The 13,828-nt window shown below is 46.7% G+C and carries 6 protein-coding genes; 5 read left to right on the forward strand and 1 reads right to left on the reverse strand.

Annotation, left to right across the window (positions count from 1 at the left end; all coding sequences use genetic code 11):
• Positions 1 to 266 precede the first annotated feature (266 nt).
• Positions 267 to 1,568, reverse strand: coding sequence for a histidinol dehydrogenase (gene hisD, locus RM347_RS13140; protein ID WP_322720334.1), 1,302 nt, complete (start codon positions 1,566 to 1,568; stop codon positions 267 to 269).
• A gap of 732 nt (positions 1,569 to 2,300) precedes the next feature.
• On the opposite strand from hisD, the gene rpsT reads away from it, so the two are divergent.
• The 5 genes from rpsT to RM347_RS13165 all read left to right on the forward strand — a co-directional run bounded on the left by rpsT (position 2,301) and on the right by RM347_RS13165 (position 13,744).
• On the forward strand, positions 2,301 to 2,597 hold the full coding sequence (gene rpsT / locus RM347_RS13145; protein ID WP_322720333.1) for a 30S ribosomal protein S20: 297 nt from the start codon (positions 2,301 to 2,303) through the stop codon (positions 2,595 to 2,597).
• Positions 2,598 to 2,757: 160 nt separating this feature from the next.
• Positions 2,758 to 3,555, forward strand: coding sequence for a TatD family hydrolase (locus RM347_RS13150; RefSeq protein ID WP_322720332.1), 798 nt, complete (start codon positions 2,758 to 2,760; stop codon positions 3,553 to 3,555).
• A gap of 741 nt (positions 3,556 to 4,296) precedes the next feature.
• The gene (gene rpoB, locus RM347_RS13155; protein ID WP_322720331.1) at positions 4,297 to 7,596 is read left to right on the forward strand and encodes a DNA-directed RNA polymerase subunit beta; all 3,300 of its coding nucleotides are present in this window, start codon (positions 4,297 to 4,299) and stop codon (positions 7,594 to 7,596) included.
• A 142-nt stretch (positions 7,597 to 7,738) separates the two neighbouring features.
• Complete coding sequence (locus RM347_RS13160; RefSeq protein WP_334817026.1) at positions 7,739 to 9,616, forward strand: DNA-directed RNA polymerase subunit gamma; 1,878 nt, start codon at positions 7,739 to 7,741, stop codon at positions 9,614 to 9,616.
• Positions 9,617 to 9,697: 81 nt separating this feature from the next.
• Entirely contained in the window at positions 9,698 to 13,744 is a 4,047-nt protein-coding gene (locus tag RM347_RS13165) for a DNA-directed RNA polymerase subunit beta'' (RefSeq protein WP_334769385.1), read from the forward strand.
• Positions 13,745 to 13,828 lie beyond the last annotated feature (84 nt).

A 13,828-nucleotide genomic window follows, 5' to 3' on the forward strand; every position in this document is an offset into this window, starting at 1 on the left:
TTGTTGCAACTGTTCTGGAGAAGCTTTTCACCAGATCCTTAGAGAGGGAAACCCTCCCCAAGGAACTGCCGGACGGCAATCCCCGACTTTTAAAGCAACTACCATCGGTAATGCCCGATTTGTGGATGCTTAAAGGGTGACTGAAGGCAGGATAGCAAATGGCGTGCGTCAGCGTAGCTTACCGTAGGTATCGCTATCCAAACTTTTAACTTGAAGATAGCGAGTAACTTTTGCCAACACCATAAGAAAAAATTAAGCGTTCCAAATCACTCTTCTTGCTGAATTCGGCGTCGGACTGAATCAGCATGGGAAGGTAAACCCTCTGCTGTTGCTAGCACATCAATGGCACTAGCCACATTTTGCAGTGCAGTTTGGGAGTATTGAATAATACTGGAGTGTTTAAGGAAAGTTTCAACCCCTAATGCCGAAGCATAGCGAGCAGCACCAGACGTTGGCAAGGTATGGTTAGGGCCTGCCAAATAGTCTCCTACAGCTTCTGGTGTTGAGTAACCTAAAAAGATTGCCCCAGCGTGGCGAATCTGTGGTAGGAGTGCCCAAGGGTCTTTGACTTCCAATTCCAGATGTTCGGGGGCAAATTCATTTGAAAGTTCTGCTGCTGCTTGGAGCGATTCCACAACGATAATCAAGCCGTAGTGAGCGATCGCTTTTTCTGTGTCTATTCGCCGTGGGTGATCCACTAGCTGTCTTTCCAAGGCTACTTGCACGTTTTTCGCCAAAGCAGGATCTGTCGTCAGCAAAATCGCTGCCGCCATTGGATCGTGTTCGGCTTGGGCCAGCAAGTCAGCAGCTACATGCACCGGATTTGCGGTTTCATCAGCAATCACCAGCACTTCGCTGGGGCCTGCCAAAGAATCAATGCCAACAGTGCCATAGACAAGCTTTTTCGCTAGGGTAACGTAAATGTTCCCAGGCCCAGTAATTACATTCACTTTCGGAATCGTTTCTGTGCCATAGGCTAAAGCGGCGATCGCTTGTGCGCCCCCAATGCGATATATTTCTTGCACCCCTGCTTCTTGGGCAGCTACCAAGACTGCTGGGTTAATGGCACCCCCTGGGCCTGGTGGTGTCACCATCACCACGTGGGGTACAGCAGCAACATGAGCCGGAATTGCATTCATCAGTACTGTACTGGGATAGGCGGCACGACCACCAGGCACATACAACCCGGCTCGGTCTACGGGGGTGTAGCGTTTGCCCAGCACTACTTCATCGTCACCAAAGTGTACCCAGCTTTTCGGTACTCGCTGACGATGAAACGCTTCAATTTGGCGGCAAGCTAGCCGAACTGCATCAAGCAATTCCTTTGACACCTGTTGATAGGCTGCATCTAGTTCCGAACCTGTAACTCGGAGTTCTTCTGCTTTCAAGGTTTGTTTGTCAAATTCGACTGTGTAATGCAATACAGCTTTGTCGCCTTGGCGCTTCACTGCTTGCAAAACTTCCCGCACCGTTGCTTCTTTGTGAAGCACCTGTTCGTCATGGGTGCGATCGCAGATCCGTTGTAGTTCTGCTCTAACGTCTGCCTGCTGAGTAATGATTCGCAGCATGGAGTAAGGACAATGCCAAAATTATAATATTGCCACCTGAGATTTAGTATTGCTCTTGACCCACTGGGGTGTACAAGCTGACTCTAACTCTCTTCTCTAGCTTAACCTGGATTTTTTTGATACTCTCAAGGCTGCCAGCATATAGTTTGCTTGAGAAGGCGACTTAATTGCTCAGTCCGACAAGCCTTGGTAGGCTAGTGGCAGGAAGCAGGCGTGCCATTCCTCGCTACCCTTATGCCCCTCCCCTCACTCCTTACGGGGTGAAGGTTGTGTGTTTACACATCCAATCCCCAGGATTTACAGGGGTAGGGTCTGAGTATAATTTTTACTTATTTTCCTAACCTTTTAGTAGTTAACGTGTGTACAGACACGATATGTCGGTTCTATACTTGGAAATCCCTGGAATTTTAGCTCTTTACAGTTCTTTGCCTCTGACAATACATCTGCTTTATGGACAGATTATTATATTTATTGGCAATTACATTGCTTAACCAGGTTGTGGTGAGTTAGGGTCACTATTGTAAGATGTACCTCATTTTAACGCATTTCCTAAATTGACAACATACTGAATTGAGGAATGAGGAGATGAGGACGCAGGGGAAGAACTATTGATTATTCATCCATACCCAATCCCATAATTTTTTTAGGAAATTATAACATTGGCAATTTGGATGCTATATTAGTAAGTCTAGTAGTGTGTGTACATAATTAATAGTATTTTTGGAATTGACTGTGGCGAATACAAAGTCTGCTCTCAAGCGTGCCGAAATCGCAGAACGTAACCGATTGCGTAATAAAGCTTACAAATCAGCAGTCAAGACGCTGATGAAGAAATACTTTAATGCTGTAGCTGCCTATACAGCTAATCCTACGCCAGAATTAAAACAAGAAGTACAGGATCGGTTATCTGAGGCTTACGGCAAAATCGATAAAGCGATCAAACGGGGTGTTCTTCACCCCAACAATGGGGCAAGGAAAAAGTCAAGATTGGCTCACAGACTAAAACCCCTCACACAAACAGCTGAGTAGTCATTAGTCATTTGTCCTTAGTCATTGGTCACAAAACACAAAGAGAAGTCTGAGCGTCGGCTTCCGGCGTTAGCAAGTCCGCGAGCGTCTGGCTCCTCTATAGCGTTCACGCAGGGTGAACTGGGACAAATGACGAAGGACAAACAACAAAGGACAAAGAATGCAACTGATAGACACGCACGTTCATCTCAACTTTGATAGTTTCCAGCCGGATTTAGCAACAGTGCGATCGCGATGGCAAGAAGCAGGTGTAGTGCGTTTAGTACATTCCTGTGTTCACCCGGAGGAGTTTTCCAGTATTCAATCCATAGCCCAAGAGTTTCCCGAAATCAGTTTTGCCGTGGGATTACATCCTTTAGATGCTGATAAATGGAATAGCGATACAGCCGATAAAATCAAAACCTTAGCGAGTTCTGACTCGAATGTAGTAGCCATCGGGGAAATGGGACTGGATTTTTACAAAGCTGATAACTATGAGCAACAGTACATGGTGTTCGAGTCACAGTTGGCGATCGCATCTGAACTCAACTTACCAGTGATTATCCACTGCCGCGATGCTGCTGTGGCAACCAGAGAAGTGTTGCAAAAATGGCGGGAACTCAAAGGAGAAAAAGTGCGGGGCGTCATGCATTGCTGGGGAGGAACGCCAGAAGAAACTCAATGGTTTCTCGATTTAGGCTTCTACATCAGCTTTAGCGGGACGGTAACGTTCAAAAACGCCAAAGCGATCCAATCCTCAGCTGCGATGGTGAGTAGCGATCGCCTACTAATTGAAACAGATTGCCCGTTTCTGGCTCCAGTTCCTAAACGGGGCGAGAGACGCAACGAGCCTGCATACGTACTTTATGTCGCCGAGCAAGTAGCTAAACTGCGTCAGGAAACGGTAGAGGCAATCGCCCATCAAACCACCCAAAATGCCTGTGAATTATTTGGTCTGTCAATATCAAGTATGCCCTAATATCTTTTGTTAAGTTGTGCTAAAAAAAATAAAACTTTAGGGGGACAAAAATATGCTAATATTATTCCCTCAAAAACATTTTGCTTGCGCCATAATGAGAAAGGAAGGAACCTAAAACTTCTGGTCTGAATTTTTCCTGCTGTTATCGGCTTGGCCATCCTCCAAATCTCTACAAGCGGATGCTCTCCACACATGACTAACCGTGCCAACCAAAATTGAGCTAGACTTTTGCACAACATAGGCTTGGTGTGTATTGAACCTATTCAAAATCGTTAAACAAAATTGCCTTGTGAGTACAATTCAGCAAAATGAAGTGATTCTGATTCAACGCCGACAAGGTACGGATCGTTCCCTCAGTCTTAGGATATCTAGGATATCACTGAGAGTATAAACAGTGGAGTGGACTTAAGACACGCCATGTAGAGCTGCGTCAGAAAATTAACGCGCTTTTTGGAGGGGAAGTGAGGAAAGTAGATCAAACTCAGGAATATCTCAACTGTATATTCTTGTTGAATCAAGACTATAGTTGGTTTTTGGCTTTTGAGTCACCGATTAGGGGCGATTACCCCCTTGTCAAAATTGCTCATTCCATCCAACTTTAATCGCTGCGTTTGCCCACACCTGTAAATAGCAAGTGTGTAAGAAAAAGTTCCCAAACAGCTAAGGACACTGGCTAGCAGTGGGAAGCGTCAAACAGCAGTGTCCAAGGGAAAATTTTACCAGGTTGACAAAGGAAGAGGCATGACTAAAGAAACATACATGGAACCCGCCTTTCTGTTGCCCGACTTGATTGAAATCCAGAGATCAAGCTTTCGCTGGTTTTTGGAAGAAGGGCTGATAGAAGAACTTAACTCCTTTAGTCCTATTACAGATTATACGGGCAAATTAGAACTGCACTTTTTGGGTCATAACTACAAACTCAAGGAGCCAAAGTATAGCGTCGAAGAAGCCAAACGTCGGGATAGTACTTATGCTGTCCAAATGTATGTTCCCACACGGTTGATAAATAAGGAAACCGGGGAAATCAAAGAGCAAGAGGTATTCATTGGCGACTTGCCTTTGATGACCGATCGCGGCACGTTTATTATTAACGGAGCCGAACGGGTAATTGTCAACCAAATAGTGCGATCGCCAGGGGTCTACTACAAATCAGAAATAGACAAAAACGGACGGCGCACTTATTCAGCTAGCTTAATTCCCAACCGGGGGGCATGGCTGAAATTTGAAACAGACCGTAACGATCTGGTGTGGGTACGCATCGACAAAACCCGTAAACTATCAGCACAGGTACTCTTAAAAGCTTTAGGGTTATCAGACAACGAAATCTTTGACGCCTTACGCCACCCCGAATATTTCCAAAAAACCATCGAAAAAGAAGGGCAATTCTCTGAAGAAGAAGCCTTGATGGAGTTATATCGGAAACTGCGTCCTGGTGAACCACCCACAGTCTTAGGCGGACAACAACTCCTAGACTCCCGTTTCTTTGACCCGAAACGTTATGACCTTGGTCGCGTCGGACGCTACAAGCTCAACAAAAAATTGCGCCTTTCTGTCCCAGACACAATGCGCGTGTTGACTGCTGGCGATATTTTGGCAGCCGTAGATTACCTAATTAACCTAGAATATGACATTGGTAATATCGACGACATTGATCACTTAGGCAACCGTCGGGTGAGAAGCGTTGGTGAATTGCTGCAAAACCAAGTGCGGGTGGGCTTAAACCGCCTAGAGAGAATTATTCGGGAACGGATGACCGTATCCGATGCCGAAGTATTAACCCCCGCTTCCTTGGTGAACCCCAAACCATTGGTAGCAGCAATTAAAGAATTCTTTGGTTCCAGCCAGTTAAGTCAGTTCATGGATCAAACCAATCCTCTCGCAGAACTGACCCACAAACGCCGTCTGAGTGCCCTTGGCCCCGGTGGTTTAACCCGCGAACGCGCTGGGTTTGCTGTGCGAGATATTCATCCTAGTCACTATGGACGCATTTGCCCCATTGAGACACCAGAAGGCCCCAACGCCGGATTGATTGGCTCCTTAGCAACCCATGCGCGGGTTAACCTGTACGGATTCTTAGAAACACCGTTTAGACCTGTAGAAAATGGACGAGTCAGATTTGACTTGCCTCCAGCTTACATGACAGCCGATGAAGAAGACGATCTACGGGTTGCTCCTGGGGATATTCCTGTAGATGAAACTGGGCACATTATTGGGTCACAAGTACCAGTCCGCTATCGTCAAGAATTTTCCACCACAACACCAGAACAGGTGGACTACGTAGCAGTATCTCCAGTACAGATTGTGTCGGTAGCGACCAGCATGATCCCCTTCTTAGAGCATGATGACGCTAACCGAGCGCTGATGGGATCGAACATGCAACGGCAAGCAGTACCCTTGCTCAAGCCAGAGCGTCCTCTGGTGGGTACTGGTTTGGAAGCCCAAGGAGCAAGAGACTCCGGGATGGTGATTGTATCGCGTACCGATGGCGATGTCACTTATGTGGATGCCACGGAAATTCGCGTCCGTCCTAAACCTAATACCCCAGAAATTAAATACACTCTTTCCAAGTACCAACGTTCCAACCAAGACACCTGTTTAAATCAGAAACCTCTCGTCCGCATTGGTGAACGTGTTGTTGCTGGTCAGGTATTGGCTGATGGCTCCTCCACCGAAGGCGGTGAATTGGCGCTAGGGCAAAATATCGTCGTTGCCTATATGCCTTGGGAAGGCTACAACTACGAAGATGCAATTTTAATCTCTGAAAGATTGGTGCAGGATGATGTTTACACCTCAATTCACATTGAAAAATATGAAATTGAAGCTAGACAAACGAAACTAGGGCCAGAAGAAATTACCAGAGAAATTCCCAACGTCGGGGAAGATGCTTTGCGTCAGTTAGATGAACAGGGAATCATTCGCATTGGCGCATGGGTAGAAGCTGGGGATATCTTGGTAGGAAAAGTCACCCCTAAAGGTGAATCTGACCAACCGCCAGAAGAAAAGCTGTTGCGTGCCATTTTCGGTGAAAAAGCACGGGATGTGCGAGATAATTCTCTGCGAGTACCAAACGGTGAAAAAGGTCGCGTAGTTGATGTGCGCTTGTTTACTCGTGAACAAGGCGATGAACTGCCACCAGGAGCCAATATGGTAGTTCGGGTGTATGTTGCCCAAAAACGTAAAATCCAAGTTGGCGACAAAATGGCAGGACGCCACGGTAATAAAGGGATTATTTCTCGGATATTACCAGCAGAAGATATGCCATATTTGCCCGATGGTTCACCAGTAGACATTGTACTTAACCCCTTGGGCGTACCCAGTCGGATGAATGTCGGACAAGTATTTGAGTGCCTCTTGGGTTGGGCTGGTCAAACCTTGGGAGTGCGATTTAAGATTACTCCCTTTGATGAAATGTACGGGGAAGAGTCATCCCGCCGAATCGTGCATGGCAAATTGCAAGAAGCACGAGACGAAACAGGGAAAGACTGGGTATATAACCCAGATAATCCAGGCAAAATCATGGTGTATGACGGTCGTACAGGCGAACCCTTTGACCGAGCAATTACCATCGGTGTAGCTTATATGCTGAAGCTGGTGCATTTGGTGGATGATAAGATCCACGCTCGTTCCACAGGCCCATACTCACTGGTAACTCAGCAACCCTTGGGTGGTAAAGCACAACAAGGTGGTCAGCGGTTTGGGGAAATGGAAGTGTGGGCATTGGAAGCCTTTGGTGCCGCTTACACCTTACAAGAATTGCTGACAGTTAAATCTGACGATATGCAAGGACGGAATGAAGCGTTAAATGCGATCGTTAAAGGTAAAGCAATTCCTAGACCTGGAACTCCAGAGTCCTTTAAGGTGCTAATGCGCGAGTTGCAATCATTGGGGTTAGACATTGCCGTACACAAGGTAGAAACCCAAGCAGACGGCAGTTCCCTAGATGTGGAAGTCGATTTGATGGCAGACCAGTCAGCCCGTCGCACACCTCCTCGCCCCACCTATGAATCTCTTTCCCGCGAATCGCTGGAAGATGACGAATAAACAAGTCAAAAGTTAAAAGGCAAAAGGCAAAAGAAGAAGAAAAGAATAAAAGTTTTTCTTTTGACTTTAATTTCTCTTTTTTACTTTGCCTTTTGACCTTCTCTTTACTTTTGCCTTTTTACTTTTTACTTTTTACTTTTGTATGAGACCTGCCCAAACTAATCAGTTTGACTACGTAAAAATCGGCTTGGCTTCCCCTGAACGCATTCGGCAGTGGGGCGAGAGAACATTGCCCAATGGTCAGGTAGTCGGTGAAGTTACCAAGCCGGAGACAATTAACTACCGAACTCTCAAGCCAGAGATGGATGGCTTATTTTGTGAGCGGATCTTTGGTCCCGCGAAAGATTGGGAATGCCATTGTGGCAAGTATAAAAGAGTCCGTCACAGAGGTATTGTCTGTGAGCGCTGTGGGGTAGAAGTTACCGAGTCACGGGTGCGTCGTCACCGGATGGGCTATATTAAACTCGCCGCACCAGTAGCTCACGTTTGGTATCTCAAAGGTATTCCTAGCTATATTTCCATCCTGTTAGATATGCCCTTGCGGGATGTCGAGCAGATTGTCTATTTCAACTCTTATGTTGTCCTGAGTCCAGGTAATGCGGAAACCTTAACTTACAAACAACTACTGAGTGAAGACCAGTGGTTGGAAATAGAAGACCAAATTTATAGCGAAGATTCTCAGCTGCAAGGCGTAGAGGTAGGTATTGGTGCCGAAGCATTGCTGCGCTTGCTTGCCGACATCAATTTAGAACAAGAAGCGGAAAGCCTACGCGAAGAAATTGGTAACGCCAAGGGGCAAAAGCGGGCCAAGCTAATTAAGCGACTGCGCGTGATTGACAACTTCATCGCCACTGGTTCCAAACCAGAGTGGATGGTAATGGCAGTTATTCCCGTGATTCCCCCCGATTTGCGCCCAATGGTGCAACTAGATGGCGGACGCTTTGCCACTAGCGATTTGAATGATTTGTATCGGCGGGTAATTAACCGCAACAATCGTTTGGCACGCTTGCAAGAAATTTTGGCACCAGAGATTATTGTGCGGAATGAAAAGCGGATGCTGCAAGAAGCAGTAGATGCTTTGATTGACAATGGTCGTCGGGGACGCACTGTGGTAGGGGCAAATAACCGACCCCTAAAATCTTTGTCCGACATTATTGAGGGTAAGCAAGGACGTTTCCGACAAAACTTGTTAGGTAAACGGGTTGACTACTCTGGACGTTCTGTAATTGTTGTCGGGCCAAAACTGAAAATTCACCAGTGTGGTTTGCCTAGAGAAATGGCGATTGAGCTATTTCAACCATTTGTGATTAACCGCCTCATTCGTAGCGGTATGGTGAATAACATCAAAGCCGCGAAAAAGCTGATATCTCGTAATGATCCCAGTGTCTGGGATGTGTTGGAAGAGGTGATTGAAGGACACCCTGTGATGCTAAATCGGGCACCAACATTGCACCGCTTGGGTATTCAGTCTTTTGAACCGATTTTAGTAGAAGGTAGAGCGATTCAACTGCATCCTCTGGTGTGTCCAGCCTTTAACGCCGACTTTGACGGCGACCAAATGGCGGTACATGTCCCGCTGTCGTTAGAAAGTCAGGCTGAAGCGCGGTTGCTGATGTTGGCTTCTAACAATATTTTGTCACCAGCCACGGGTAAACCTATAATCACGCCTAGCCAAGATATGGTATTAGGGGCGTATTATTTAACAGCAGAAAATCCCGGTGCGACAAAAGGCGCAGGAAAGTACTTTTCTTCGCTAGAGGATGTGATTATGGCTTTCCAGCAAGAGCAAATTGACTTGCACGCCTATATTTACGTGCGGTTTGACGGTGAAATAGAATCAGACCAACCAGACACGGAACCCGTGAAAGTGACGGAAAACGAGGATGGTACCCGCACATTACTCTATAAGTTCCGCCGAGTCAGACAAGACGCTAAAGGCAATGTACTTTCTCAGTATATATACACAACTCCTGGCCGCGTTATTTACAACAATGCCATTCAGGAAGCGCTAGCAAGCTAGTCATTTGTCATTTGTCTTTTGCTAATGACAAATGACAAATGACTAATTGACTAATGACTAATGACCAAGGACTAATGACCAATGACTGAAAAAATGATTTTTCGCAATCGGGTGGTTGATAAAGGTCAACTAAGAAATTTAATTTCTTGGGCCTTTACGCATTATGGTACGGCGCGAACCGCAGTGATGGCGGACAAACTCAAAGATTTGGGATTTCGCTATGCTACCAAAGCTGGGGTTTCCATCAGTGTGGATGACTTGATGGTGCCACCAACTAAGCGATTGCTCCTAGAAGCAGCCGAAGAAGAAATTCGCGCCACTGAAACCCGTTACCAACGGGGAGAAATCACCGAAGTAGAACGCTTCCAAAAGGTAATCGATACCTGGAATGGTACCAGTGAAGCCTTGAAAGATGAAGTAGTCGTCCACTTCAAGAAGACTAATCCCCTGAACTCCGTATATATGATGGCATTCTCCGGGGCGCGGGGTAACATCTCCCAAGTCCGGCAATTGGTGGGGATGCGGGGACTGATGGCAGATCCTCAAGGGGAAATTATAGATTTGCCCATCAAAACCAATTTCCGTGAAGGATTAACGGTGACGGAATACATTATTTCGTCTTACGGTGCCCGAAAAGGTTTGGTGGATACTGCCTTACGGACGGCTGACTCTGGTTATCTTACCCGCCGATTGGTGGATGTATCGCAGGATGTAATTATTCGGGAATTTGACTGTGGCACTACCAGAGGAATTCCCATTGGGCCAATGACAGAAGGTGCCAAAACCTTGATTCCTCTAGCAACCCGCTTGATGGGACGGGTAATTGGCGAGGATGTGGTGCATCCGGTGACAAAAGAAGTGATTGCACCACGAAATACCCCAATTTCTGAGGATTTGGCGAAGAAAATTGAAAAATCTGGGGTAGCAGAAGTTATGCTGCGATCGCCCCTAACTTGTGAAGCTGCACGTTCTGTCTGTCAACACTGCTACGGTTGGAGTTTAGCCCACGCCAAGATGGTGGACTTGGGCGAAGCTGTGGGGATTATTGCCGCCCAAAGTATCGGTGAACCTGGTACTCAGTTAACCATGCGGACATTCCACACAGGTGGGGTGTTTACTGGAGAAGTGGCACAACAAGTTCGTTCTAAAATCGATGGGACTGTCAAGCTTCCCCGCAAACTGAAGACCAGAACATATCGTACCCGCCACGGGGAAGATGCCCTCTATGTTGAGGCTAATGGCATCATGCTTTTGGAGCCAACAAAAGTAGGTGATGTTACTCCAGACAACCAAGAGGTTCATCTTACCCAAGGTTCAACACTATATGTATTTGATGGAAATAAAGTAAAACAAGGTCAGTTGTTGGCAGAGGTTGCCCTTGGTGGACGCACAACTCGGACTAATACAGAAAAAGCAGTTAAAGATGTAGCCTCTGACTTAGCAGGGGAAGTGCAATTTGCCGAAGTCGTTCCAGAACAAAAAACCGACCGTCAGGGTAACACCACAACCACAGCCGCACGCGGTGGTTTGATTTGGATTTTGTCTGGGGAAGTTTACAACTTGCCGCCTGGTGCAGAATTGGTTGTCAAAAATGGTGATGCGATCGCCTCTAATGGAGTTTTAGCAGAAACCAAGTTAACCAGTTTGCATGGTGGTGTGGTGCGCTTGCCAGAAGCTACCCCAGGTAAGAGCACCAGAGAAATTGAGATTATCACTGCTTCTGTGGTCTTAGACCAGGCAACCGTGACAGTCCAAAGTTCTCAAGGTCGCAATAACTACTTAGTCTCCACTGGCAACAACCAGGTATTTAACCTCCGAGCTACACCAGGCACAAAAGTGCAAAATGGTCAAGTGGTAGCTGAGTTAATTGATGACCGCTATCGCACAACCACTGGTGGTTTCCTGAAATTCGCGGGTGTCGAAGTCCAGAAAAAAGGCAAAGCCAAGCTGGGTTATGAAGTCGTGCAGGGCGGTACTCTTTTGTGGATTCCGGAAGAAAGCCACGAAGTTAATAAAGATATCTCCTTGCTGTTGGTAGAAGACGGTCAGTTTGTGGAAGCTGGCACCGAGGTAGTAAAAGATATTTTCTGCCAAAACAGCGGTGTGGTAGAAGTCACCCAGAAAAACGACATCCTGCGGGAAGTGGTGGTGAAGCCAGGGGAACTGCTGATGGTGGACGATCCAGAATCAGTTATTGGGCGAGATAACACCTTCATCCAACCAGGTGAGGAATTCCAAGGCAGCGTGGCCACGGAATTGCGCTATATCCAGTATGTGGAGACACCAGAAGGCCCCGCCCTGTTGAGTCGTCCAGTAGTTGAGTTTGCCGTACCGGATAATCCAGATGTGCCATCAACGACATCGGTAAGTCAACAAACCGGGCGCTCGATTCAGTTGCGGGCTGTGCAGCGACTACCTTACAAAGACTCGGAACGCGTCAAATCTGTTGAAGGCGTGGAATTATTGCGAACCCAGCTAGTACTAGAAATCGAGCAAGAAGGGGAACAAGACCACAATGCTTCGCCCCTAGCAGCAGATATTGAATTGGTACAGGATACTGAAGACCCAGAAGTTCAGCGTTTACAGCTGGTGATTTTGGAGTCATTGGTAATTCGTCGAGATATTACCGCTGATGCCACCCAAGGTAGCACCCAGACAACACTTGAGGTACAAGATGGGCTTTCCATCGCTCCTGGAGCTGTGGTAGCACGTACCCAAATCTTGTGTAAAGAAGGCGGGATAGTGCGGGGCGTGCGAAAAGGTACCGAAAATGTGCGTCGCTGTTTGGTGTTGCGCGACACTGACATGCTCACAATTAATACTAGTACTCAGCCTAAAGTGAAAGTGGGTGACTTGCTAGTAGAAGGTGCAGAAGTTGCTCCTGGAGTTTTTGCCCCAGAATCGGGACAAGTAGTGGATATCAAAAATGCCGCTGCTGCATCTAGTGGAGAATCAGCCCTGAGTACTAAAAACTACGTTATTAGTACCCGTATCGGTCGCCCTTATCGAGTCAGCCCTGGTGCTGTGTTGCAGATAGAAGATGGCGATTTAGTACAACGGGGTGATAACTTGGTGTTGTTGGTGTTTGAACGCGCCAAAACCGGAGATATTATTCAAGGTTTGCCCCGGATTGAGGAACTGCTTGAAGCTCGTAAACCTAAGGAAGCCTGCATTTTATGTCGCCGGGCGGGTGAAGTTAAGGTAGTTTACGCTGAGAGTGGTGATGAAGCGATCGCCATCAAGGTCGTAGAATCAAATGGCGTGGTCACAGATTATCCTCTAGGCCCAGGACAAAATTTGATTGTACCAGATGGCTCGACTGTGTTAGCGGGACAACCGTTGACCGATGGGCCATCCAATCCCCACGAAATTTTGGAAATCTTCTTTAGCCTGGGTTCCGAAGATGGAATCTATGCTTGTGCTAGCCATGCTTTGCAGAAGGTACAGTCATTCTTGGTGAATGAAGTGCAAATGGTGTATCAGTCTCAAGGCATTGATATTTCCGATAAGCACATTGAAGTGATTGTTCGCCAGATGACCAACAAAGTCAGGATTGATGATGGTGGTGACACCACTATGCTTCCTGGTGAATTGGTAGAACTGCGCCAAGTTGAGCAGGTGAACGAAGCTATGGCAATTACAGGCGGTGCTAGGGCACAGTATACCCCAGTATTGTTAGGTATCACCAAAGCATCGTTGAACACCGACAGCTTTATTTCCGCTGCATCCTTCCAAGAGACAACACGGGTACTTACCGAAGCAGCTATCGAAGGCAAATCCGACTGGCTGCGCGGCTTAAAGGAAAACGTGATTATCGGGCGATTGATTCCAGCTGGTACTGGGTACAATACCTATGATGAACCCGGTGCGATCGATGACTATGCTGCTGAAATTAGCAGTAGTGTCTTGGATGAAGTTGATGATCCCCTCGATATGGTCTTAGATGACCGCACAGCTCGCACCTATAATTTAGATTCTCCTACTCTTGGGGAATCTGGCTTTGGCAGCAGACGTGCAGAAAGGTCAATTCTAGAGGAAGAAGATGAATTAATCGCTGATGAAGTAGCAGACGACGACGATTACGAGGAAGACGATGAAGACGACGAAGATGATTTCGATGACGAGTAAAGACTTGAAATTTCCCGTCTCTGTTAAAAGATAAAAACTAATAAGGCAAAAGAAAATCTTCTTTTGCCTTTTTTTTGCTCTCTA

The organism is Nostoc sp. ChiQUE02 (genome assembly GCF_034531305.2).
Lineage (GTDB): Bacteria > Cyanobacteriota > Cyanobacteriia > Cyanobacteriales > Nostocaceae > Nostoc.